At 67.0% G+C, this 21578-nt stretch carries 23 protein-coding genes and 1 tRNA gene; 16 read left to right on the top strand and 8 right to left on the bottom strand.

Annotated features, from left to right (window positions below; all coding sequences use genetic code 11):
• Positions 1-206: 206 nt before the first annotated feature.
• Complete coding sequence (locus ACQCSZ_RS12860; RefSeq protein ID WP_427004169.1) at positions 207-1430, bottom strand: multidrug effflux MFS transporter; 1224 nt, start codon at positions 1428-1430, stop codon at positions 207-209.
• Positions 1431-1624: 194 nt separating this feature from the next.
• Between ACQCSZ_RS12860 and ACQCSZ_RS12855 the strand changes: the two genes are divergently transcribed.
• From ACQCSZ_RS12855 to ACQCSZ_RS12825, 7 genes are all read left to right on the top strand, one after another.
• Positions 1625-2533 carry a phage holin family protein gene (locus ACQCSZ_RS12855; protein ID WP_427004168.1) on the top strand — a complete coding sequence of 303 codons (909 nt, stop codon included), beginning with the start codon at positions 1625-1627 and terminating at the stop codon, positions 2531-2533.
• Positions 2534-2610: 77 nt separating this feature from the next.
• Positions 2611-3246 carry a CDP-alcohol phosphatidyltransferase family protein gene (locus ACQCSZ_RS12850; protein ID WP_427004167.1) on the top strand — a complete coding sequence of 212 codons (636 nt, stop codon included), beginning with the start codon at positions 2611-2613 and terminating at the stop codon, positions 3244-3246.
• Complete coding sequence (locus ACQCSZ_RS12845) at positions 3246-4151, top strand: DMT family transporter (RefSeq protein ID WP_427004166.1); 906 nt, start codon at positions 3246-3248, stop codon at positions 4149-4151. Before ACQCSZ_RS12850 ends, ACQCSZ_RS12845 begins: the two co-directional genes overlap by 1 nt.
• A gap of 112 nt (positions 4152-4263) precedes the next feature.
• The gene (locus ACQCSZ_RS12840) at positions 4264-5460 is read left to right on the top strand and encodes a glycosyltransferase (protein WP_427004165.1); all 1197 of its coding nucleotides are present in this window, start codon (positions 4264-4266) and stop codon (positions 5458-5460) included.
• Positions 5461-5637: 177 nt separating this feature from the next.
• Positions 5638-5711: transfer RNA gene (locus ACQCSZ_RS12835), tRNA-Ile, on the top strand.
• A gap of 552 nt (positions 5712-6263) precedes the next feature.
• A complete protein-coding gene (locus ACQCSZ_RS12830; RefSeq protein WP_427004164.1) occupies positions 6264-6737 on the top strand; it encodes a hypothetical protein in 474 nt (157 codons plus the stop codon).
• Between the two features lie 47 nt (positions 6738-6784).
• On the top strand, positions 6785-7123 hold the full coding sequence (locus tag ACQCSZ_RS12825; protein WP_427004163.1) for a hypothetical protein: 339 nt from the start codon (positions 6785-6787) through the stop codon (positions 7121-7123).
• A 233-nt stretch (positions 7124-7356) separates the two neighbouring features.
• Here ACQCSZ_RS12825 and ACQCSZ_RS12820 read toward each other — a convergent pair whose 3' ends face one another.
• The gene (locus tag ACQCSZ_RS12820) at positions 7357-7542 is read right to left on the bottom strand and encodes a hypothetical protein (RefSeq protein ID WP_427004162.1); all 186 of its coding nucleotides are present in this window, start codon (positions 7540-7542) and stop codon (positions 7357-7359) included.
• Positions 7543-7626: 84 nt separating this feature from the next.
• Positions 7627-7809, bottom strand: coding sequence for a hypothetical protein (locus ACQCSZ_RS12815; RefSeq protein ID WP_427004161.1), 183 nt, complete (start codon positions 7807-7809; stop codon positions 7627-7629).
• Between the two features lie 333 nt (positions 7810-8142).
• Here ACQCSZ_RS12815 and ACQCSZ_RS12810 point away from each other — a divergent pair, with 333 nt between their 5' ends.
• Positions 8143-9333 carry an acyl-CoA dehydrogenase family protein gene (locus ACQCSZ_RS12810; protein ID WP_427004160.1) on the top strand — a complete coding sequence of 397 codons (1191 nt, stop codon included), beginning with the start codon at positions 8143-8145 and terminating at the stop codon, positions 9331-9333.
• A 69-nt stretch (positions 9334-9402) separates the two neighbouring features.
• Here the strand turns inward: ACQCSZ_RS12810 and ACQCSZ_RS12805 are convergent, their stop codons facing one another.
• Positions 9403-9981, bottom strand: a complete 579-nt coding sequence (locus tag ACQCSZ_RS12805) for a M23 family metallopeptidase (RefSeq protein ID WP_427004159.1) — start codon at positions 9979-9981, stop codon at positions 9403-9405.
• Positions 9982-10506: 525 nt separating this feature from the next.
• Here ACQCSZ_RS12805 and rpsB point away from each other — a divergent pair.
• From rpsB to ACQCSZ_RS12775, 6 genes are all read left to right on the top strand, one after another.
• Entirely contained in the window at positions 10507-11445 is a 939-nt protein-coding gene (gene rpsB / locus ACQCSZ_RS12800) for a 30S ribosomal protein S2 (protein ID WP_427004158.1), read from the top strand.
• A 150-nt stretch (positions 11446-11595) separates the two neighbouring features.
• Positions 11596-12432 carry a translation elongation factor Ts gene (tsf, locus tag ACQCSZ_RS12795; RefSeq protein ID WP_211877973.1) on the top strand — a complete coding sequence of 279 codons (837 nt, stop codon included), beginning with the start codon at positions 11596-11598 and terminating at the stop codon, positions 12430-12432.
• 187 nt (positions 12433-12619) lie between these two features.
• Entirely contained in the window at positions 12620-13354 is a 735-nt protein-coding gene (pyrH, locus tag ACQCSZ_RS12790; protein ID WP_427004157.1) for a UMP kinase, read from the top strand.
• A gap of 79 nt (positions 13355-13433) precedes the next feature.
• The gene (frr, locus tag ACQCSZ_RS12785) at positions 13434-13991 is read left to right on the top strand and encodes a ribosome recycling factor (RefSeq protein WP_211877970.1); all 558 of its coding nucleotides are present in this window, start codon (positions 13434-13436) and stop codon (positions 13989-13991) included.
• The gene (locus ACQCSZ_RS12780; RefSeq protein WP_427004156.1) at positions 13991-14905 is read left to right on the top strand and encodes a phosphatidate cytidylyltransferase; all 915 of its coding nucleotides are present in this window, start codon (positions 13991-13993) and stop codon (positions 14903-14905) included. Before frr ends, ACQCSZ_RS12780 begins: the two co-directional genes overlap by 1 nt.
• A gap of 81 nt (positions 14906-14986) precedes the next feature.
• Positions 14987-15565, top strand: a complete 579-nt coding sequence (locus ACQCSZ_RS12775; protein WP_427004155.1) for a DivIVA domain-containing protein — start codon at positions 14987-14989, stop codon at positions 15563-15565.
• Positions 15566-15581: 16 nt separating this feature from the next.
• On the opposite strand, the gene ACQCSZ_RS12770 is transcribed toward ACQCSZ_RS12775, so the two are convergent.
• Genes ACQCSZ_RS12770 through ACQCSZ_RS12755 form a run of 4 tightly spaced genes read right to left on the bottom strand, consistent with a single transcriptional unit; the run spans position 15582 to position 19389 of the window.
• Positions 15582-17048, bottom strand: a complete 1467-nt coding sequence (locus tag ACQCSZ_RS12770) for a cation acetate symporter (protein WP_427004154.1) — start codon at positions 17046-17048, stop codon at positions 15582-15584.
• Positions 17049-17055: 7 nt separating this feature from the next.
• Entirely contained in the window at positions 17056-17448 is a 393-nt protein-coding gene (locus ACQCSZ_RS12765) for a hypothetical protein (RefSeq protein ID WP_427004153.1), read from the bottom strand.
• A complete protein-coding gene (locus ACQCSZ_RS12760; protein ID WP_427004152.1) occupies positions 17445-18164 on the bottom strand; it encodes a LytR/AlgR family response regulator transcription factor in 720 nt (239 codons plus the stop codon). Before ACQCSZ_RS12760 ends, ACQCSZ_RS12765 begins: the two co-directional genes overlap by 4 nt.
• 52 nt (positions 18165-18216) lie before the next feature.
• Positions 18217-19389, bottom strand: coding sequence for a sensor histidine kinase (locus ACQCSZ_RS12755; protein WP_427004151.1), 1173 nt, complete (start codon positions 19387-19389; stop codon positions 18217-18219).
• 165 nt (positions 19390-19554) lie between these two features.
• On the opposite strand from ACQCSZ_RS12755, the gene ACQCSZ_RS12750 reads away from it, so the two are divergent.
• Both ACQCSZ_RS12750 and ACQCSZ_RS12745 read left to right on the top strand, forming a co-directional pair.
• The gene (locus ACQCSZ_RS12750; RefSeq protein WP_427004150.1) at positions 19555-19935 is read left to right on the top strand and encodes a DUF485 domain-containing protein; all 381 of its coding nucleotides are present in this window, start codon (positions 19555-19557) and stop codon (positions 19933-19935) included.
• The gene (locus tag ACQCSZ_RS12745; protein WP_427004149.1) at positions 19932-21563 is read left to right on the top strand and encodes a solute symporter family protein; all 1632 of its coding nucleotides are present in this window, start codon (positions 19932-19934) and stop codon (positions 21561-21563) included. The genes ACQCSZ_RS12750 and ACQCSZ_RS12745 overlap by 4 nt, the downstream gene beginning before the upstream one ends.
• Positions 21564-21578 lie beyond the last annotated feature (15 nt).

The raw sequence follows: 21578 nt of genomic DNA, 5'->3' as shown, positions 1-21578 counted from the left end.
CAGGGCAGCCGGGCCACCGGACGGTGCCCCGGATCTGGACATGTCCCATGCCGGAGCGGACATGTCCCGCGCCGGGGTTGGCGCGAGGACATATTCCCGTTATGCCCGGTCCTCGGCGCGAGGACTGGACATGTCCCCCGGCACGGGGAGGTGCGGCAAGGTCCGGGGAGCCCCGCCGGAAGCAGCCGGGTGCCGGCGAGGCGCGGCTACTGGATCGAGGGGACGGTGCGGGGCCGGACGATGAGCCACAGGGCTGCGGCGGCGACCAGGATGCAGGCGGCCTGGACGGCGCCCATAGGCGTGGCGGATCCGATGCCGAGCCAGCCGACCACGGGCGAGATGAGCCCCGCCATCAGGAACGTCGCCGCGCCGAGCAGGGAGGCCGCGGTCCCGGCCTGGGCGCCGTGCTTGGCCAGGGCCAGCACCTGGACGGTCGGGAACGTGAAGCCGGCGCCCATGATGTAGAACCAGAGCGGCACCAACACCCCCCACAGCCCGAAGCCCAGCCGGTCGAAGATGACAATCAGCACGGCCATCACGAACATCCAGGCCGTGGAGCAGGCCAGGATCCACTGGGGCGGGACGCGCCGGATGAGCCTGGAACTTATCTGGACGCCGGCGACGATGCCGAGCGAGTTGACGCCGAAGAGCAGGCCGTACTGCTGCGGGGTGAAGCCGTAGACGCCCTGGAACAGGAAGGGCGACGCCGAGAGATAGGTGAAGAGTCCGGCGAAGTTCATTCCGCCCAGCAGCAACAGGCCAACGAAGATCCTGTCGGCAAACAGCATCTGGTACCGCTGCCGCGCGGTCATCCCGGTCTTCCCGCGCAGTTCCCGCGGGAGGGTCTCCCGCACGACAAAGACTGCCGCGATAATGACGCACGATCCGTAGCCTGCCAGGAAGACGAAAATGCCGGGCCAGGCCATCCACAGGAGCAGCTGGGACCCGATCACCGGCGCCACGATCGGGGCCAGGCCATTAACCAGGGCCATCCTGGAAAACATCCGCACCATGGCGTAGCCGCTGAACAGGTCCCGGACCATGGCCATCGCCACGACGCCGCCGCCCGCGGCGCCGATGCCCATCAGGACCCGGAACAGGCCCAGCGTGGCGATATCCGTGGACAGGGCAGCGCCCAGGGAAGCTGCGATATGCACCGCCGTCGCCAGGATCAGCGGTGTCCGCCGGCCGAACTTGTCACTCAGCGGGCCCACCACGAGCTGCCCGAGTGCGAAGCCGAGAGTGGTTCCGGTCAGCGTGAGCTGCACGGCCGCCGGGGAGACGCCGAGGCTTGCTTCCAGGGCCGGAAACGCCGGCAGGTAGAGGTCCACGGTGAAGGGTCCGAGCGCGGTCAGGGCGCCGAGCATCAGAATGTACAGGAGCTTGCGGCGGCGGCTCAGGGAATCGCCGGGATTCGCGGGTGTGATCACAGAGGCAATCCTAGGGCCAGGCCGCTCCTCCACCGGGCCGGCACCGGGCCGGTGCCGGGCCGCGCCACACCCCGCCGCCAAAGCCCGGCCCGGACCCTGAATGGTACTTTTGACACCGAGGTGCGTGCGAAACAGCACAGACCCGGCCAATCCGTGGACACGGAATGACAGATGGAACCAGTTAGGCGGGACCGATGAGCGGGCGTCACAGCGGCGGGACAAACGGCAGGCCGCGCATTTCCGCGCTGCCCAGGACCCTGAAACTGATCTTCAGGCTGGCGCCACGGCAACTCAATGACGAGATTGCCCTCGCCAAGATCGAAATCAAGCGCAAGGGCATCCAGCTCGGTGTTGCCGCCGCCTTCTTCGCCGTCGCCCTGGTGTTCATCGCCTTCCTCGTGACCGGTCTCATCGTTGCCGCCATCATGGGTCTGGCCACGATCATGCCGGCGTGGCTCGCGGCCCTCCTGGTCTGCGGCGTGTTCCTCGTCATTGCCCTGATCGTCGCCCTCGTGGGCTACCGGAAGTTCAAGAAGGTCATGCCGCTGGTCCCCGAGGAGACGCTCCGCGGCCTCAAGTACGACCTTGGCATCGCCAAGAAAGGTTCCGCTTTCGACGCCGCCGTCCTGGACCCCGATTCCGCGCAGTACAAGGCCGACAAGGCCGCTAAAGCCGAGGCCGCCGCCAAGGCGAAAGCCGACAAGGCAGCCAAAGCCGCTGCCCGGCCGGAGTTCGGCCCGCCGCCGAGCGAAGCCGAACTCCGGCGCCGCCTGGATCAGCGCCGCACCCACCTCACCGGGGTGCGGGATGAGCTCGATGCGGAGCTCGACGTCAAGCCCCAGGCCCAGGCCCTGCTGGCCGCAGCCCAGGTACGCCTGCAGGACGGCAAGGAACAGCTCAGCGGCAAGGTCGCCGGCTTCCGCAGCACCGCCGCCAGCAAAGCCCGCAGCTCCGCCGGGACGGCAAGTACCGCCGGGACGGCAAGCACCGCCAACCCCGCAGGAATGGCCGAAAAGCTCAGCCGGCGCTGGAAGCCGCTCGCCGCGCTCACCGCCTCGACAGCCGCGCTGGTGTACCTGCTGCGCAGGCTGGTCAAGGGCTAGGCACCCGCTGAGCTGCCGCGCACAATCGTTGTGAACTCCCGCGCTCAATCGTTGCCGGCCATGGAAAGGGGGGACGGATGAAGTTCATCGGCGCTGGTGCCAGACCGGACCAGCCACTGGTGCACCACGACACGGTCTTCACGCTCCCCAACATCCTGACAGTGGTCCGCTTCCTCGGTGTCCCGCTCTTCATCTGGCTGGTCCTGGGGCCGAAGGAATACGGCTACGGCGCCCTGGTCCTGGTCATCATGGCGGGCACCGACTGGGTGGACGGCTACATCGCCCGCCGGTTCAACCAGATGTCCAACCTCGGCCGGGTCATGGATCCGATCGCGGACCGGCTCTCGCTGATCGCCGTCGCCGTGACCCTCGTGATCGCCGGCGTCGTCGCGTGGTGGTACCTGGCCGCACTGCTGGTACCGGACGCCATCCTGCTCGCACTCTCGCTGTACTACTTCCGCGGCCACCCCGACCTGCCGGTGAGCCGCATCGGCAAGATCCGGACGGGGCTGCTGCTGGTCGGAACGCCGCTGCTGGTGCTCTCCAAGCTGCCTGTCCCGGGGACGGAGGCCTACCTCGTGGTCGCCTGGACCTTCCTGGGCCTGGGCCTCGTGGGGCACTGGATCGCGGGCTACAACTATTTCCGGGCCATCATCCGCAAAGGCAAAAAGCTCAAAAATCATAAAGACGACGACGACGGCGGCCTCGGCTGATGGTCTGGCTTGCGGTACTGCTGGCGGTCCTTGGCGCCTTTTTCCTGGCCATCGGAGCCCAGCGCCAGGGCAGCGCGGTCAAGGCCGACACCGGCGGGCTGGCGCTCAGCAGCCACGGCCTGCTGCGGCTGGTCCGCAACCCCCGCTGGGTCCTGGGGCTGCTGCTGCTGGCGGCCGGGATGGCGATGAACGCCGTCGCGCTGGTCACGGCGCCGCTCACCGTGGTCCAGCCGATCGGGGCGATCGCGCTCGTCATCACCACAATCGTCAACGCCAAGGACCAGGGGCTGAGCATCAACCGGGCCACGGTCGTGGCCATCTCCGCCTGCGTCACCGGATCGGCGCTGTTCGTGGTGCTGGCCATCACCGCGACGCAGGAAAACCATCACGTCAGCTACTCGGACGAGCTGACCGTTGTGCTCCTGCTGGCCCTTGCCGTCGGCCTCTTCGGCACGCTCGCCGTGCTCTTCAAGCACCGCGTGAGTGCCTTCATCTACATCCTCGGCGCGGGTGTCCTGTTCGGCTTCGTGGCCGTCCTGACCCGCATTATCGGCAAGCACCTGCTGGATCCGAACGGGCTGGGCCTGCTGAACGTGCAGTGGTATTCGGTGGTCGCCATCGTGGCCGCGGGCGGACTCGGATCGTGGTTCGTCCAGAGCGCCTACTCCGGCGGCCCTCCGGACCTGGTGATTGCCGGGCTGACCGTGATTGACCCGATCGTGGGCATCGCGATCGGCATCACGATCCTCGGCGAACTGCGTCCCGACGTCCACGCCGTGACGGCGGTTGCGATGGGGACGGCCGCAACCCTTGCTATCGTGGGAGTGATAGCCCTTTCCAGACACCACCCCGAGGTCATCAAGCGAAAGAAGGACGCCCGGAAGGCCGCGGGCCGGTTGACCTAGGGCATCAGTTCGGACTTCAGCAGTACAGCAGCAGGCCCGGCGCCTTGCGCCGACGGCCGGCAGGCGACCACAGACCCAGCTGCCCGCATCGTGACTACCAGGAGCTTCCCACGTGACCATGCCTGACAACCAGAAACCGCTGACCATCCTGATTGCCGCGGACACGTACCCGCCCCACCTCAACGGCGCCGCCATGTTCGGCTACCGGCTGGCCGGGGGAATGACCGCCCGCGGACACGACGTGCACGTCCTGGCCTGCCGTCCGGGCAAGGGCCCGAGCTTCAGCGAGTTCCGCGACGAAGCCACGGTGCACCGGATCCGCTCCCACTCAGTGCCGACGCACGAATACTTCCGGATCACTTTTCCGTGGGAGATCAAGAAGGAAATCAGCCTGCTCTTCGACCGGATCCAGCCGGACGTGGTCCACATCCAGAGCCACTACATGATCGGCGAGCACGTCCTGTACGAGGCCGTGAAACGCGGCATCAGGGTCGTGGCCACCAACCACTTCATGCCCGAGAACCTGAACCCCTTCCTGCCCTTCCCGCAGTGGTTCAAGGACATCGTGGGCCGCATTTCCTGGAAGGACATGGGCAAGGTCATGGGCCAGGCCGACGTCGTGACCACCCCCACGCCGCTGGCCGCCAAGGCCATGCACCAGCATGCCTTCCTGCGCAAGGTCCTTCCCCTCTCCAACGGCATCGACGCCGCGGCCTACGAGCCCAGGCCCGGCGAGACGGTTGAGCGGCACGCAAGCCCCACCGTGCTGTTCGTCGGCCGGCTCGCCGAGGAAAAACACGTCGACGTGCTGATCGACGCGGTCTCCAAGACCCCCGCGGACCTGGACATCCACCTCGAGATTATCGGCGGCGGCGAAGTCCGGCCTGCCCTCGAGGCGCGGGTTGCCCGGCTCTGCCTGCAGGACCGGATCAAGTTCCTGGGCCTGGCCAGCGACGCCGAGCTCCGCAGGGCCTACCTCGCGGCGGACCTGTTCTGCATGCCCGGCACGGCCGAACTCCAGTCCCTGGTCACCCTGGAGGCGATGTCCGCCTCCACGCCGGTGCTGCTGGCGGACGCCATGGCCCTGCCGCACCTGGTGCGCGACGGCGAGAACGGCTACCTGTTCACCCCCAACGACAGCGACGACCTGGCCGCCAAAATGGTCCGGGTGCTCACCCTTCCGGCCGGCGAACTCGAGGCCATGGGCAAGGGAAGCCGGGGCATCGTGGAGAGCCACAGCCTCGAACGCACCCTGCAGACCTTCGAGGACATCTACCGCGGCGCCAGCTACGACGACCTCGTCGTCTGACCCTGCCGTTGACCGGGCAGGGTGGTAGCGCCGCCTTGCAAGGCCGCGCGTCACCCGCCGCGCGTCACCCGCCGCGCGGCACGGCCGCGTGCACGTCATGGACGACTACTATTGTTAGAGTGTTTTTGCCCGGAAGCAGTCCGGCCCCGCACGGGCCGCCACGGTTTCCGGGCGCGGGGGGCTATAGCTCAGCTGGTTAGAGCGCGGGACTCATAATCCTAAGGTCCTCGGTTCAAGTCCGAGTAGCCCTACAGCTAGATTCCGGGGGTTTCAGCCTGTTTCAGGGGGAGCCGAAAGAATCTCATGTCACTACGGTGTCACTACCGGTAGTTATCCACAGGTTTCGAACATATATTTGAGCCGGGATTACTATTGACGTGTGAACAGAATTGACATAATGGAGTACGAACGACGGGCACTTGATGGTGACTGGCGAGCAGCGGTAACGATCTTGTCACGAGCGTCATTGAAACCATAGGTTCGAGCAGCACTCCAGTCAGCCAACGCCCATGACGAGGTTAGGTTGGCTCTTGCCATGAGGTCGGATGTGACTCCCGAGGAGCTGGTCTGGTGTGCGCAGACCGAAAACACTTTCATGCTGAATCGCTTGGTGAGTCACCCGAAGACTCCCCTTGCCACCGTCAAAGCCATCAGGGACCGTTCAGCGGGTCGCGGCGGGGAAGTCTGGGAAATGCTCCACGCCTACGCCGAACGGACAGTAGAAGGCATCGTGCGCGAGGCTGGAGGGCTTCACAGTGGACAGTGATGCGGGTGGTCGGGAAGTCGCCCGGTAGCCTGACCCCATGACTGATATTGGGGGAGCGGCTGAGAAAGACCAGCCCAAAAAGAGGAAATCCGGTTGCGGCTTGTTCGCGCTGGCCGTCGTACTGCTGTTTGTCGTCCTTATTGTCGTGAGTTGCGTCAACAATGCCAACACTCCGAAGGCGAACCCGTATCAGTTCACGCCCTCCGCAACGGCTACGGCCCCGTCAGTGGATGCTGCGACGATGAGCAAGGTGAAGTCCGCCTGCGAAGCCCAGCTAAAGGCAGTTGCAGCAAACAGCGGACGAGCGATAGCCAACGTCGCCCCAAAGCCATACAGCATCGTGAGCGTGACCTTCACCGGGGAAGTCAAGCAGGTTGACCTGCCCTACAAGGAAATCGCGTGGGAGGTTCCCGTCACGTGGGTCAGCAAGGTCGCTGACGGCAGCAACCTAACAACCAGCCAGACGTGCCAGTTCCGCAAGTTGCAGGACGACGCCCGGTATCTCCCATGAGCGCTGGGGGAAACTTGTTTGGTTCGGGGATCGTCTGGATGCGCATTGTGGCTATCGCCGTGGTCTTCGCGGCGTGGTCCCAGATCGCTAGCTGCAACGCGAATGCAAAAGCCAAAGATGAGGCTGACTACAACGTCGCCATGGCAACGTCCGATGGGGCGATTGAGTACTGCAAGAAATCGCTCCGATTTCTAGAGGGCGATCGAGAGCGCTTTGAGGTCACCGGTACTAATGCCGTGCGTAGGTCCAGTACCAGCACTGCCTACGATGTCACCCTTGGCTACAAGTACTTGGACGGGTATCGGAGGGCAATGACTACCAGCACGTTCAACTGCGCCACGCTGTACATGGGTAGCGACCGTGGCTGGGAGACTGCCCGAAGGTAGCGACCCCTTAAACAAAAAAGAACCCCCGCTCACCTGTGAAGGTAAACGGGGGTTCTTTAGATACATCCGATGCTTTTAGGTCGGATGGTGTCAGCCTACTTTTCTCCGGAGTGCCGGAGCGAGTCACGGCGCGAAGGCTCGAATGAAAGCATCGACCGCCGGGAGAGCCATCACGCGGGTGATAGCTAGGTGCCGGGGCAGTTTCCTACGCGGCTTAGAACGCTCTCAGGTGGTTAGTCGTCGCAGTTCTGCAAGACCCAGTTCTGAGCGCGCCAGATGACGTTGTAGAGGTTGTAGGGCGCTACATCATAGGTGTCCCACTTCTGGCCGACGCGAGCGGTCCAGTTGGGAATGTGGCCACAGCAGACACGGTGTCCGAAGATATAGAACAGTGCATGTGGCAGAGCGCGCTTCATCATGGAAGGCCTTTCCATTGTCGCTGGCCCCCGATTGGGGCTAGCGTAGCTGCGCGCTCATAGCGTTCATGGTAGCTGACCATCGCCCTATCGTTTGCCCGTGAACATCGCGGACACTTCCCCCAGGGACGCGGCTGCGGTGAGGTCGGCGGCAAGCGGGAGCGCGTCGGCCGCCCCCATGTTTGAGTCGTCCTCATACCAGCGGTCACCGAAGATGCGCTCCAGGTCCGCCAGGAGCTCCGGAGCCGTCATGCCCAGCTGTTCGGCCATGTCTCCGAGCCCTCGCACGGGAGCGTGACCCGGACGCCGCGGTTGGTGGGTCCGGGAGCGGGAAGAACGCCGCCGAGAACTGGCCCCTGACCCCGATCCGGGACCCGCAGCCACGGGAGCCGTGGCCGATGTCCGACGTCGGCCCGGCTCCTTCTGTCTGCCCGCCCCCTTCCCGCCCCGGTCAGCTGCTTCCGCGTCCCTTCCCGCCCCTTCACCGGACGTCCCGTCACTTGCGGGGCCCAGCACCCTGCGGTAAGTTACTCATCAGTAACATCAGGCCGGCGCGAGGCCTACGTCCTTTTGGTCGCCGCTGAGCACGAGTGAAGGAATCCCATGTCCAAAGCTGAAATCGATATTAACAACCTCCCGTACGCCGATGGTGACTTCTTCGCCTTCGAGCAGCTGCTCAGCGGTAAGGAGCAGGACCGTCTGGCGGAAGTCCGGGAGTTCCTGGCCCGCGAGGTCAAGCCGATCGCCGTCGACTGCTGGAACCGCGGGGAATTCCCGATGGAGCTCATCCCGATGCTGGCCGAGATCGACCTGGTCAGCCCGGTCAGGAGGCAGGGCTATTCCAACCTCTTCGCCGGAATCCTGCACGCCGAAGCAACCCGCGCGGACACCTCGATCGCCACCTTCATGGGTGTCCACGACGGACTCTTCACGGGCTCGATCGAGGCCCTCGCCTCCCAGGAGCAGCAGGAGGCCTGGCTGCCGGACATCTACTCGCTGAAGAAGATCGGCGCCTTCGGCCTGACCGAACCCCTCGGCGGCTCCGACGTCGCGGGCGGAACCCGGACCACCGCGCGCCGTGAGGGCGGCAACTGGATCCTCAACGGCGCCAAGCGCTGGATCGGCAACGCCACCTTCTCCGACTGGGTGGTCATCTACGCCCGGGACCTGGCCGACAACCAGGTCAAGGGTTTTCTCGTGGACACCAGGACCGAGGGGTACAGCGCCACCAAAATCGAGAACAAGATCTCGCTGCGCACCGTGCAGAACGCCGACATCACGCTGGACAACGTCCTGGTGCCGGACTTCTTCAAGCTCGCCCATGCCAACAGCTTCCGGGACACCAACAAGGTCCTCAAGGTCACCCGGCTCGCGGTCGCCTGGCAGGCCGTGGGCCAGCAGCTCGCCGCTTTCGACGTCGCCCGCCGCTACGCCGTCGAGCGCAGCCAGTTCGGACGCCCCATCGCCTCCTTCCAGCTGGTCCAGCACCAGCTGGTGCAGATCCTCGGCAACGCCGTCAGCTCCATGGGCATGATGGTCCGCCTGTCCCAGCTGGAGGACGCCGGCCAGGCCAAGGACGAGCAGTCCGCCCTGGCCAAGGCCTTCACCACCGCCCGGATGCGGGAGAGCGTGGCCCTGGGCCGCGGCATCCTCGGCGGCAACGGGATCGTGACGGACTACGAGATGGCCAAGGTCTTCGCCGACGCGGAAGCCATCTACTCCTACGAGGGCACGCACGAGATCAACACCCTCGTCACCGGACGGGCCATCACCGGCATCTCCGCCATCGTCTGACCGGCCGCTGTCCGCGCTCCGGGGGCGGGGCGTCCGCAGGCGCAGGAGCCGGCCCGCACGGGTGCACCGTCAGCCCGGACCGGGCTCGAGGGGGAGCAGCACCGAAGGCCGCAGGTCCATCACGAACGCCAGCGGATTGAGGTACTCCCCGCCGCGGCGCACGCCCCAGTGGATGCAGGGAACCGGGCCGCAGTGTCCGGGGCGCGACGACCCCAGGACGCCGCCCTTCGAGACGGCCGCGCCGGGAAGGAGTTCGCTCTGGACGGGTTCGAAACTGCTCCTCAGTCCGTTGCCGTGATCGATGGTGATGACGGGCCGGTCGACGACGACGCCGACGAAGCTCACGGTGCCGGCCGCCGGCGAGGTGACGGGGGCGCCGTCGTGCGCTGCCCGCAGGTCCACGCCCCGGTGGCCGCTCAGCCACGGCTTGGCCGGCGGATGGAAGGCGCGCAGCACATCGGGCCTGGGATCCAGCGGCCAGCTCCATCCCGCCGGGGCGGGAATTGCCGTCCGTGCCAGCGCAACTCCGGCCACCGCTGCGGCCGTAGCCGCCCCTGCCGGCGCAACTCCGCCCGCCGGTCCGGCCGCGCCTGCCGCGGCGGGGGATAGTGCCAGGAACAGGACCGCGAGGAGCGCCGGGATCTTCATCCGGCCAGCCTGCCGCCCGACGCCTGCCGGGCGGAAGCAGCGGCACGCGCCATGTGGAAAAGGTCCGGGATGCGGCCGCCGCCGGCACACCGGCAGCGCCCGCGGCAGCACGCCCGGCCGAACACGCACCGGTCCGCATGGCGGAACCCGGAGCCTGCCGAAAGCGGTCCGGCGGGCGGGCCCCCTGTAGTACACTTGGTGGAGCAGTTTGCTGTGCCCTCACGCTCGTTCGATCTAGGTTCAATTTAGGTTCAATCTAGATTGTCAAAGCCGGTACGTCTCATTCAGAGGTGCGGGGGAGCAGTGGCTGACTACGCGTATCCAGCCCTCCTCATTCGAAGCTTCAACTCTTCAATGTGTGGAGGACTGCGCTTCCTGCGGTCCGGACCTCCTGGTCCGGATAGGGAGTGCGGTGGATGCCAGGAGCAGCGCCCGCCTGGGTGTTGCTGAACAACCGTCAACTATTGGCAGGGTAAGACAGCCTGAGGGCTCTCTCATGAATGACCTGCCGGAAGGAGCGCCGGCATGCCCGTCGTAACTATGCGCCAGCTGCTTGACAGCGGCGTCCACTTTGGACACCAGACCCGCCGTTGGAACCCGAAGATGAAGCGGTTCATCTTCACGGAGCGCAACGGTATCTACATCATTGACCTGCAGCAGTCGCTGTCCTACATCGACCGCGCCTACGAGTTCGTGAAGGCCACCGTTGCTCACGGCGGCACCGTGCTCTTCGTCGGCACCAAGAAGCAGGCCCAGGAATCAATCGCCGAGCAGGCCACCCGTGTTGGCCAGCCGTACGTCAACCAGCGTTGGCTCGGCGGCATGCTGACCAACTTCCAGACGGTCTCCAAGCGCATCCAGCGCATGAAGGAACTCGAAGAGATCGACTTCGACGACGTCGCCGGTTCCGCTTACACCAAGAAGGAACTGCTGCTCCTTCGCCGCGAACTCACCAAGCTGGCCACCAACCTCGGTGGTATCCGCAACCTCACGAAGGCGCCCTCCGCCCTGTGGATCGTTGACACCAAGAAGGAACACCTTGCTGTCGACGAAGCCAAGAAGCTGAACATCCCGGTTGTTGCCATCCTGGACACCAACTGCGATCCCGACGAAGTCGACTTCCCGATCCCGGGCAACGACGACGCCATCCGCTCCGTCAACCTGCTGACCCGCGTTGTTGCCGACGCCGTTGCCGAGGGCCTCATCGCCCGCCACAACCGCGCCACCGGCACCACGGAAGCTCCGGAAGAGCCGATGGCCGAGTGGGAGCGCGAGCTCCTCGAAGGCGGCAAGGCCGAAGCGGCTGCTGCTCCCGCCGCCGCTGAAGAGGCACCCGCTGCGGCTGACGCCGCTGCTGCTGCCGAAGCTCCCGCCGAGGAAGCTCCCGCTGCTGCTGCAGAGGAAGCCCCGGCAGCTGCCGAGGCAACCGAAGTTGCTGACGACGCCGCCGGCGAAGCCAAGTAACGAAGCCAAGTAACTAAGCACAAGTAAATCCGGATCTCCCCCACACGCCGTCCGCGGCGCAGGGGGTACTGACAGGATGGCCGCTCACTCGGTGAGCAGCCGTCCTGTCGGTCCGTACACCACATAAAATTTCTAGACAGAGGGGTTCACATGGCGAACTACACTGCCGCTGATATCAAGGCTCTGCGCGAGCGCACCGGCGCCGGCATGATGGATGTCAAGAAGGCTCTTGACGAAGCCAACGGCGACGCCGAGAAGGCCATCGAAATCATCCGCATCAAGGGCCTGAAGGGCGCTACCAAGCGCGAAGGCCGCTCCACCGCGGAAGGCCTGGTCGCGGCCAAGGTCGACGGCGGCGTCGGCGTGATGATCGAAGTCAACTGCGAGACCGACTTCGTCGCGAAGGCTGATAAGTTCATCCAGCTCGCCGACAAGGTCCTGGCCGTTGCTGTCGAGTCCGGCGCTGCCGACCTCGAGACCCTGCTGGCCACCGAGGTCGACGGCAAGCCGCTGTCCGAGGTCGTCGTCGAAGAGGGCGCCGTCCTGGGCGAGAAGGTTGTGGTCCGCCGCATCTCCCGCATCGAGGGCGCCACGGTCGACGCTTACCTGCACAAGACCTCCAAGGACCTCCCGGCCCAGGTCGGCGTGCTGTTCGCCGTTGACGGCGAAGGCGAAGGGGCCGCTACGGCAGCCCACGACGTCGCCGTCCACATCGCCGCGATGTCACCGAACTACCTCTCCCGCGAGGATGTTCCGGCCGAGCTCGTCGAGTCCGAGCGCCGCATCGCCGGGGAAACCGCCAAGGCTGAAGGCAAGCCCGAGGCGGCAATGACCAAGATTGTGGAAGGCCGTGTCACGGGCTTCTACAAGGGCGAGGTCCTCCTCGACCAGTCGTTCGCCAAGGACGCCAAGAAGTCCGTCGCACAGGTCCTCGAAGAGGCCGGCGTCAAGGGAACCGCCTTCGCGCGTTTCCGCGTCGGTTCCTGATCAGGGCGTAGCCGGACACCAGTCAGGCATCAGCCAGACACGCTAAGGGGGTGGTCACCGTGGTGGCCACCCCTTTTGCATGCACCCGCGACAGCCACCGCTGGCAGCATGCGTCCGCCCGGGCGGAATCACGCCCCGGCCCCCCAGCACGATAATCTAGCCCAGAGTCCACCAACGGGAAGGCACCATGGAAACCGTCACTTCAGCCCAGCCAAGAAAGTCCCGGCGCCGCGTTCTCTTGAAGCTGTCCGGCGAGGTCTTCGGCGGCGGCAAGCTCGGCGTTGACCCGGATACCGTCCGCGGCGTGGCCAAGCAGATCGCAGCCGCAGTCCCCGACGTCGAGGTCGCCATCGTCGTCGGCGGCGGGAACTTCTTCCGCGGCGCCGAACTGTCCCAGAGCGGCATGGACCGCTCACGCGCCGACTACATGGGCATGCTCGGCACCGTCATGAACTGCCTGGCGCTCCAGGACTTCCTGGAACAGGCGGGCGTGGAAACCCGCGTGCAGAGCGCCATCACCATGGGCCAGGTCGCCGAGGCCTACATCCCGCGCCGCGCCATCCGCCACATGGAAAAGGGCCGCGTCGTCATCTTCGGCGCCGGGGCCGGCCTGCCGTACTTCTCCACCGACACCGTGGCGGCCCAGCGGGCCCTGGAGGTCCACGCCGACGTCGTCCTGATGGCCAAGAGCGGCGTCGACGGCGTCTACACCGCCGACCCCAAGAAGGACCCCTCGGCCGAGAAACTCCACCACCTCAGCTACGACGAGGCCCTGCGCCGCGACATCCGCGTGATGGACCAGACCGCCATGACCATGTGCAAGGACAACAACCTGACCATGGTCGTGTTCGGGATGGAAGGCGAAGGCAACGTCACCCGGGCCATCCGCGGCGAGGAGCTGGGCACCGTCGTCACCCCGTAGCAGCGGCTAGGATGTCTTGAGGACGAAGACCGTGCAGCGTCCCGGCCCGCCGGGACGCACCAATTTTTGAGGAGAGATCGTGATCGAAGAAACCTTGCTCGAAGCCGGGGACAAGATGGACAAGGCGGTAGAGGTAGCCAAGGAAGACTTCGCCTCGATCCGTACGGGCCGGGCCACGCCGGGCCTGTACAACCGGGTGCTGGTGGAATACTACGGTTCGCCGACGCCGCTGCAGCAGCTGGCCTCCTTCGCCGTTCCGGACGCGCGCACCATCCTCATCACGCCGTTCGACAAGACGGCCCTGCGCGACATCGAACGCGCCCTGAGCGACTCCGAGGTCGGCGCCAACCCCTCCAACGACGGCAACGTCATCCGGATCACCATCCCGGAGCTGACCCAGGAACGCCGCAAGGAATACGTCAAGATCGTCAAGTCCAAGGGCGAGGACGCCAAGATCTCCATCCGCAACATCCGCCGCAAGGCCAAGGAAACCCTGGACAAGCTGGTCAAGGACGGCGACGCCGGCGAGGACGAGGGCAGCCGGGGCGAAAAGGAACTCGATGCCATGACCAAGGCACACGTCGACGGGATTGACGAGCTGCTCAAGCGCAAGGAAGCTGAGCTGCTCGAGGTCTGATGGGGCAGGCACAACAGGCCCCCGGGCCGGGCGTCCGGGGGCGGGGGAAACGCAGCAACCCGACGCCCAAGGCAGGTCGGAACCTTCCCGCGGCCATCGTGGTGGGCCTCGGCATGCTTTTGGCTGTCCTGGCCGGCCTGCTGTTCCTCCCGTTGGGCTTCGTCCTGATCGTCACCGCCTTCGCCGTTTTCGGCGTCTGGGAGATCTTCCGGGCCCTGGAGGCGGCAGGCACCCGGCTTCCCATCGTCCCGGTCCTGACCGGGACGGTCGCGATGCCCGTGGCCGCCTATTTCGGCGGCCTGGAAAGCCTGCTCTTCGCCATGCTGGCCAGCAGCGTGGCCGTGCTGCTGTGGCGCTCCCTGGAAGGCGCGGCCGGTTCGGCGCGCGGCATCTTCGCCGGTGTCTTCACCATGGCGTGGGTGCCGTTCCTGGTCAGCTTCGCCGTGCTGCCGCTGCACACCGCGGCCGGCCTGGCGCCGGTGGGCCTCTGGCCCGGCGGCGTGGTGCCGCCCGGCGCCTGGCAGGTCGCCTTGCTGCTGCTGCTGGTGGTCTCCAATGACACCTTCGGCTACCTCGTGGGCGCCTTCCTGGGCAAGCATCCGATGGCGCCCAAAATCAGCCCGAAGAAGACCTGGGAAGGCTTCGCGGGCTCCATCGGCGGGGCCATGGTCATCGGCGTGCTGGGCAATACCTTCCTGCTGGGCAGGCCCTGGTGGCTCGGAGCGGTGCTCGCCGTGGGCATGGTGGCGGCGGCCACCGCCGGGGACCTTGCCGAGTCCATGGTGAAACGCGAACTGGGCATCAAGGACATGAGCAGCATCCTGCCCGGCCACGGGGGAGTGATGGACCGGCTGGACTCGATCGTGTTCGCGTCGCCGGTGGCCTTCATCCTCTTCGCCGCCGCCGGCGGGTAGGCCCGCCCGGACGACCACTTCCGGCCCCTAGAATGGTGCCGGACAACCCAGCCGAACGGCACCGAAGGAAACATAGTTACAGTGGACATTCAACGGCAGATTCCTGCGTCCTTTGACCGCGTGCAGCGGAACCAGTATGGCTACAACGCCAAGCAGGTCGATCAGTTCCTGCTGCGTGCACGGGTGGCGTTTGAGACGCCCAACGCGGCGGACCGCCAGGTCAAGAGTGCCGACGTCCGGGCCGTCTCCTTCGACCCGGTCAAGGGCGGTTATGCCGCCGCCGGCGTCGACGCCGCCCTGGACCGCCTCGAAGACGCCCTGGCGCGGCGCGAACGCGACGAACTGGTCGCCGAAGGCGGCGAGGAAGCGTGGCTGCGCGAAATCGGCAGGCTTGCCGGTGTGCTCCGCGGCCGCCTGCACCGCCCGGACGGCCGGCGCTTCCGGCGCCCCACCAAGGCCAAGGCCCGCAGCTACAACACCACCGACGTCGACGACCTGTGCCACGAGCTGATCGGCTATCTCGAAGCAGACCAGCCGCTGAGCGTGGACAACATCCGCCGCGCGGTCTTCCGCCCGGCGATCGGCCGGGACGGCTACGAGGAAAGCCAGGTCGACGCCTTCCTGGAGCGCGCCGTCGAACTGATGGCCTCGATCGACTGACGTCCGCCCCCCGGTCTCAGCGCTCGGTCGCCAGCGGCCGTTCCGGGCTGTGCAGCCGGGTCATCAGCCGCGTGATCGTCCGCGGCACCCGGCTCTTCGTGGCCCGGGACACCAGAATGACGACGGCGAACGCGGCGGGGACCGTCCACGCGGCGGGCTGCGCGAGCCACGGCGGCGTCCCGGCGGCACCCAGCAGCGAGCCGGCCACCATGGCCCCGCCGCAGAGCACACCGCCGGTCACCATGCCGGCAATCGCGCCCGCGTCCGTCAGCCCCCGCCACCAGATGCCCAGCAGGAGCACGGGGCAGATGGCGGACGCGGTGAACGCGAACACGAGCCCCACGGTTCCGGCCAGCGCCATGGACTCTGTCATGACGGCGAACCCCAGCGGCACGATCGCGGAGACCAGCGCCGCCAGCCGGAAGCCCCGCACGCTGCCGCCGAGCACATCCTGGCTGATCACGCCCGCGAGCGAGACCACGAGTCCCGAGGTCGTGGAGAGGAACGCGGCGAACGCCCCGGCCACGACGAGGGCGGACAACAGGTCGCCGGCCGTCCCGCCGATGATCCGGCCCGGCAGCAGCAGCACGAGGGCATCCGCGTGGCCGCTCCGGGCCAGTTCCGGCGCGAACATGCGCCCGGTCAGGCCGTACGCCGTCGGAAACAGGTAGAAGACCGAGAGCAGGCCCAGCACAATCAGGGTGGTCCGGCGCGCCGACTGGCCGTCCGGATTCGTATAGAACCGCACCAGGACATGCGGCAGCCCGAGCGTGCCGAACAGCAGGGCCACGAACAGGGAGATGCTCTGGTACGGTCCGGCCGGGGACACCCCGGTGGGATTCACGGCGGCGTCCGCCACGGCAGGGGCGCCGGTGCCGGCGAGCACAAAGAAGATGAACAGGAGCGGGACGGCCAGCGCCGTGAGTTTCAGCCAGTACTGGAACGCCTGGACGAAGGTGATGGAACGCATCCCGCCCGCCACCACGGTGACGCAGACGACGGCGACCACCGCCACCTGCCCGACCCAGGCCGGCAGTCCCGTGGTGATCCGGATGGCCAGGCCCGCCCCGTGAAGCTGCGGGACAATGTAGAGCCACCCGACGAGCACCACCACGACGCTCGTGACCCGGCGGACCGCCCGCGACTCGAGCCGGGCCTCGGTGAAGTCCGGAATGGTGTAGGCGCCGGAACGCCGCAGCGGAGCGGCCACGAACAGGAGCAGCATCAGGTAGCCGGCGGTGAAGCCCACCGGGAACCACAGGGCATCGGTGCCGGAGAGCAGGACCAGCCCGGCCACGCCCAGGAAGCTGGCGGCGGAGAGGTATTCCCCGCCGATCGCCGAGGCGTTCCACCAGGGCCGGACGGTCCGCGAGGCCACATAGAAGTCCCCGGTGGTCCGGGAGATCCGCAACCCGTAGAAGCCGATGACGACGGTGGCCAGCGAGACGGCGGCGAACGCCGCAAGGCCGAGGGCCGGGTTCATGCCCCGCTCATTTGTCCCCCGCCAGCTCCCGGTACCGGGCCTCGTTCCGTGCCGCCGTCCGCACGTACAGCCAGGCGCCGAGTCCGATCACGGGATAGATTCCGGCGCCGAGCAGGACCCAGTCGAAGGGAAGGCCGGCAATCTTCGATGCAGCCAGTCCCGGGACCAGCCCGAGCATGAGCCGGAAGCCGAGCAGGATCAGCAGGAAGCCCCCGGCCACCACGAGGCCCAGCCGCAGCTGCGACCGGATCAGCGACCGGACAAACACCTGCCCGGCGTCGGATTCCTCCGCGGCTTCGCGCGAATCGGCGGCCGACCGCGCAGCGGGAAGCGCCGCGCTGCCCTGGGCGCTGACGCGCTGTACTTTGGCGCGCGGGGCGGTGACGCGGACCCGGGTCATGACTGCGGCCGGACCCGGGTCGACTGGAGCTTCTCCCGCACGGCCGGCAGGTGCCGGCGGCTGATGGGCAGTTCGGCCCCGGCCACGGTCACGCTGGGGCTTGCCGCGGCGAGTTTCAGGTGGCTGACGTGGTTCAGCGCGATCAGGTAGGAGCGGTGGGTGCGGATGAACCCGGCGTCGGCCCATTGCTGTTCGAGATCCGCGAGCGGCACCCGGATGAGGTAGCTCGCGTCCGCGGTGTGGAGCCTGGCGTAGTCGCCCTGCGCCTGCACGTAGGTGACGTCGTCGCGCCGGATCATCCGGGTGGTGCCGCCCAGGTCCACCGTGATCATCTCCGGCGCCGGGGCGCCGTCCTTCAGCAGTTCGCTGATGCGCCCGACGGACTTCGCCAGCCGTTCGGCGCGCACGGGCTTGAGCAGGTAATCCACGGCGGCAAGCTCGAACGCCTCCAGCGCGCAGTCCTCGTCCGCGGTGACGAAGACGACGGCGGGCGGGTGGGCGCTGCGGGCGATGACCCGGGCGATGTCGAGTCCGGAGACGGCGGGCATGTGGATGTCGAGGAAGACGGCGTCGACGTCCCCGGCTTCCAGGGCGCGCAGGGCCTCGGCGCCGGAGGAGGCCCGGTGGATGGTGCCGATCCGGTCATCACGGCCGAGCAGGAAGGCCAGTTCCTCGACGGCGGGCAGCTCGTCGTCGGCGACGAGGACGTTAATCATGGTCCCAGCCTACTGCCGGGGCGTTTTGTCCCGCGCCGGTTTGCTGGTTCGATCAGGCGTCGTGACGGGGCTGCGACTTGGGGACACGCATGGTGACCAGGGTGCCCTCGCCGGGGGCGGTCTCGATGACCAGCCCGTTGTCCTCGCCGTAGACCTGCCGCAACCGGGCATCGACGTTGCGCAGCCCCACGTGGTCGCCTTCGCTGTGGCCGGCGAGCAGGGAGCGCAGCTGTTCCGGATCCATGCCCACGCCGTCATCCTCGATTTTCAGCTCGGCGAAGGCGCCGGAGTCATTCGCCGTGATGGAGATGTGCCCGGGGCCCTCCTTGGCCTCCAGGCCGTGCCGCACCGCGTTTTCCACGAGGGGCTGCAGGCTCAGGAAGGGGATCACGGTGCTGAGCACCTCGGGGGCGATCCGCAGGCTCACCTGGACGCGGTCACCGAACCGGGCCCGCTCCAGGAGCAGGTAGCGGTCGATGCAGCGCAGCTCCTCGGCGAGCGTCGTGAAGTCGCCGTGCCGGCGGAAGGAATAGCGGGTGAAGTCGGCGAACTCGACGACGAGTTCCCGTGCCCGCACCGGGTCGGTGTTGATGAAGGACGCGATCGCGTTCAGCGAGTTGTAGATGAAGTGCGGGCTGATCTGGGCCCGGAGCGCGCGTAGCTCGGCTTCCATCAGGAGGGTGCGCGAGGCGTCGAGCTCTGCCAGCTCCACCTGCGCCGCCACCCAGTCGGCCACCTCGCTCGTGGCCCGGACCAGGCCCGCGCCGGCCGCCGGGGCGAAGGCCGCCACGACGCCCACCACCCGGGTGCCGGCCCTGATCGGGGCGATCACCGCGGCGCGCTGCAGGTCCGCCCCGGCCGGGATCACGGCGGTAGGGCCGCCGTCGAGCACCCCGGCCGCCAGGCCCATCAGCAGCGGCCTGAGCTCTTCGCCGGCGCCGTCCCATGCCAGCACGCCCGTCGTGTCGGTGATTGCCAGCGCGTCGCAGCCGAGCAGGCCGCGCAGCTGCCGGCTGGCCTTGGCCGCACCGGCCGGATTCAGGCCGGTCCGCAGGTGCTGCCCCGCCCGGGACGCCGCGTGCAGCGTCCTGTAGGTGGCCCGTTCCGCATCGGTGCCCAGCTCCCGGAACGAACGGAGGACCTTCAGCCCGACGGCGGCGACGACGGCGATCGCCATGGCGATCACGGCGACCGCGGCGGCGGTAAGCAGGGGAGAGTCCGGCATGGTGCCAGCGTACCGCCGGTGCCGCTGGGCGCAGCATCCCGGCCGCTGGGCGACCCAGGGCGCGGAGGGTATGGATTGTGCGCCGGTCACTGTGCACAGTGATTGTAGTCACATTGGCGGACTGTGCAGCCGGTGTGGACTCACCCGTCTCAATGAGGAGGAACGATGGGTCACGACGCCCACGAAACGGACGCAGCGGCGGCCGTGGACTTCAAGGAAGTCCAGTCGACGGAGCGGTTCCAGCAACTGCGCAAACGTCACCGCAGCTTTGTCTTTCCCATGGCCATAGCATTCCTGCTCTGGTACTTCGCCTACGTGCTGCTGGCCGACTACGCCGTCGGCTTCATGTCCACCAAGGTCTGGGGCAACATCAACATCGGCCTGATCCTGGGCCTGCTGCAGTTCGTGTCCACGTTCGCCATCACCGGCTGGTACGTCAGCTACTCGAACCGGAAACTTGACCCCATTGCCGCCGAGATCCGCCACGAGATCGAAGGCCACGAGTTCGACCAGCACGGCAATCCAGTGATTGGGACAGCAAAATGACACTCATGGTTCCCGCAGTTAACGTCGCGGATCTCAAGGACACCACCCTGCTGAACATGGGCATCTTCGCCCTGTTCGTCGCCATCACCATGGTGATTGTGATCAGGGCCAGCCGCAACAACAAGACCGCGGCGGACTACTACGCGGCCGGGCGTTCCTTCACCGGCCCGCAGAACGGCACGGCCATCGCCGGCGACTACCTCTCGGCGGCCTCCTTCCTGGGCATCACCGGCGCCATCGCCATCAACGGCTACGACGGCTTCATGTACTCCATCGGCTTCCTCGTCGCCTGGCTCGTCGCCCTGCTGCTCGTCGCCGAGCTGCTGCGCAACACCGGCAAGTTCACCATGGCCGACGTGCTCTCGTTCCGCCTCAAGCAGCGCCCGGTGCGCATCGCGGCGGCCATCTCCACGCTCGCCGTCTGTTTCTTCTATCTGCTCGCGCAGATGGCCGGCGCGGGCAGTCTGATCTCCCTGCTCCTGGGCATCAGCGACTGGGGCGGCCAGGCGCTGGTGATCGTCGTCGTCGGCGCGCTGATGATCATGTACGTGCTGATCGGCGGCATGAAGGGCACCACCTGGGTCCAGATCATCAAGGCGATGCTCCTGATTGCCGGGGCCGCGGTCATGACCTTCTGGGTGCTGGCAATCTACGGCTTCAACCTCTCCGACCTGCTGGGCGGTGCGGTGGAAACCTCCAAGAACCCCAACATGCTCAATCCGGGCCTGCAGTACGGCAAGACCGAGACCTCCAAGCTGGACTTCATGTCCCTGGGCCTGGCCTTGGTATTGGGCACCGCCGCCCTGCCGCACGTGCTGATGCGCTTCTACACGGTCCCCACCGCCAAGGAAGCCCGCAAGTCGGTGGTGTGGTCCATCTGGCTGATCGGCATTTTCTACATCTTCACGCTCGTCCTGGGCTACGGCGCAGCGGCGCTCGTGGGCGCCGACACGATCAAGGCCGCTCCGGGCGGCGTCAACTCCGCGGCACCGCTGCTCGCCTTCCACCTGGGCGGACCGCTGCTGCTCGGCTTCATCTCGGCGGTGGCCTTCGCCACCATCCTGGCCGTGGTTGCCGGCCTCACCATCACCGCGGCGGCATCCTTTGCGCACGACATCTACGCCAACGTCATCGCCAAAGGCAAGGCCGGCAAGGGCAAAGCCGACGCCGAGACCGAGGTCAAGGTTGCCCGCCGCACCGTCGTCGTGATCGGCATCCTGGCGATCATCGGCGGCATCTTCGCCAACGGCCAGAACGTCGCGTTCCTCGTGGCGCTCGCGTTCGCCGTGGCCGCCTCGGCAAACCTGCCCACCATTGTCTACTCCCTGTTCTGGCGCAGATTCACCACTCAGGGCGCGCTGTGGAGCATGTACGGCGGGCTTGGCTCGGCCATCATCCTGATCGCACTGTCCCCGGTGGTCTCCGGTGCCAAGACCTCGATGATCCCGGCGGCCAACTTCGCGATCTTCCCGCTCAGCAACCCCGGCATCGTCTCCATCCCGCTGGCGTTCCTGCTGGGCTGGCTGGGCACGGTGCTGGACAAGAAGCTCGAAGACACCACCAAGCAGGCCGAAATGGAAGTCCGCTCCCTCACCGGGGTGGGCGCCGAAAAAGCCGTCAACCACTGACGCTGCCAGCTGGCG

The organism is Pseudarthrobacter sp. H2, from assembly GCF_050157045.1.
In the GTDB taxonomy this organism is placed as follows: Bacteria; Actinomycetota; Actinomycetes; order Actinomycetales; family Micrococcaceae; genus Arthrobacter.
The sequence above is the reverse complement of the archived record's forward strand: the minus strand, read 5'-3'. Positions and strand labels throughout refer to the sequence as shown.

Coding starts and splice junctions, on each gene's coding strand:
- ACQCSZ_RS12805 (WP_427004159.1), bottom strand. CDS start 9,981: ATGAAGATCCCGGCGCTCCTCGCGGTCCTGTTCCTGGCACTATCCCCC.
- ACQCSZ_RS12855 (WP_427004168.1), top strand. CDS start 1,625: ATGAGCGGGCGTCACAGCGGCGGGACAAACGGCAGGCCGCGCATTTCC.
- ACQCSZ_RS12755 (WP_427004151.1), bottom strand. CDS start 19,389: ATGCCGGACTCTCCCCTGCTTACCGCCGCCGCGGTCGCCGTGATCGCC.
- ACQCSZ_RS12815 (WP_427004161.1), bottom strand. CDS start 7,809: ATGGCCGAACAGCTGGGCATGACGGCTCCGGAGCTCCTGGCGGACCTG.
- ACQCSZ_RS12770 (WP_427004154.1), bottom strand. CDS start 17,048: ATGAACCCGGCCCTCGGCCTTGCGGCGTTCGCCGCCGTCTCGCTGGCC.
- ACQCSZ_RS12745 (WP_427004149.1), top strand. CDS start 19,932: ATGACACTCATGGTTCCCGCAGTTAACGTCGCGGATCTCAAGGACACC.
- ACQCSZ_RS12765 (WP_427004153.1), bottom strand. CDS start 17,448: ATGACCCGGGTCCGCGTCACCGCCCCGCGCGCCAAAGTACAGCGCGTC.
- ACQCSZ_RS12850 (WP_427004167.1), top strand. CDS start 2,611: ATGAAGTTCATCGGCGCTGGTGCCAGACCGGACCAGCCACTGGTGCAC.
- rpsB (WP_427004158.1), top strand. CDS start 10,507: ATGCCCGTCGTAACTATGCGCCAGCTGCTTGACAGCGGCGTCCACTTT.
- ACQCSZ_RS12780 (WP_427004156.1), top strand. CDS start 13,991: ATGGGGCAGGCACAACAGGCCCCCGGGCCGGGCGTCCGGGGGCGGGGG.
- ACQCSZ_RS12845 (WP_427004166.1), top strand. CDS start 3,246: ATGGTCTGGCTTGCGGTACTGCTGGCGGTCCTTGGCGCCTTTTTCCTG.
- tsf (WP_211877973.1), top strand. CDS start 11,596: ATGGCGAACTACACTGCCGCTGATATCAAGGCTCTGCGCGAGCGCACC.
- ACQCSZ_RS12820 (WP_427004162.1), bottom strand. CDS start 7,542: ATGATGAAGCGCGCTCTGCCACATGCACTGTTCTATATCTTCGGACAC.
- pyrH (WP_427004157.1), top strand. CDS start 12,620: ATGGAAACCGTCACTTCAGCCCAGCCAAGAAAGTCCCGGCGCCGCGTT.
- ACQCSZ_RS12830 (WP_427004164.1), top strand. CDS start 6,264: ATGACTGATATTGGGGGAGCGGCTGAGAAAGACCAGCCCAAAAAGAGG.
- ACQCSZ_RS12760 (WP_427004152.1), bottom strand. CDS start 18,164: ATGATTAACGTCCTCGTCGCCGACGACGAGCTGCCCGCCGTCGAGGAA.
- ACQCSZ_RS12750 (WP_427004150.1), top strand. CDS start 19,555: ATGGGTCACGACGCCCACGAAACGGACGCAGCGGCGGCCGTGGACTTC.
- ACQCSZ_RS12810 (WP_427004160.1), top strand. CDS start 8,143: ATGTCCAAAGCTGAAATCGATATTAACAACCTCCCGTACGCCGATGGT.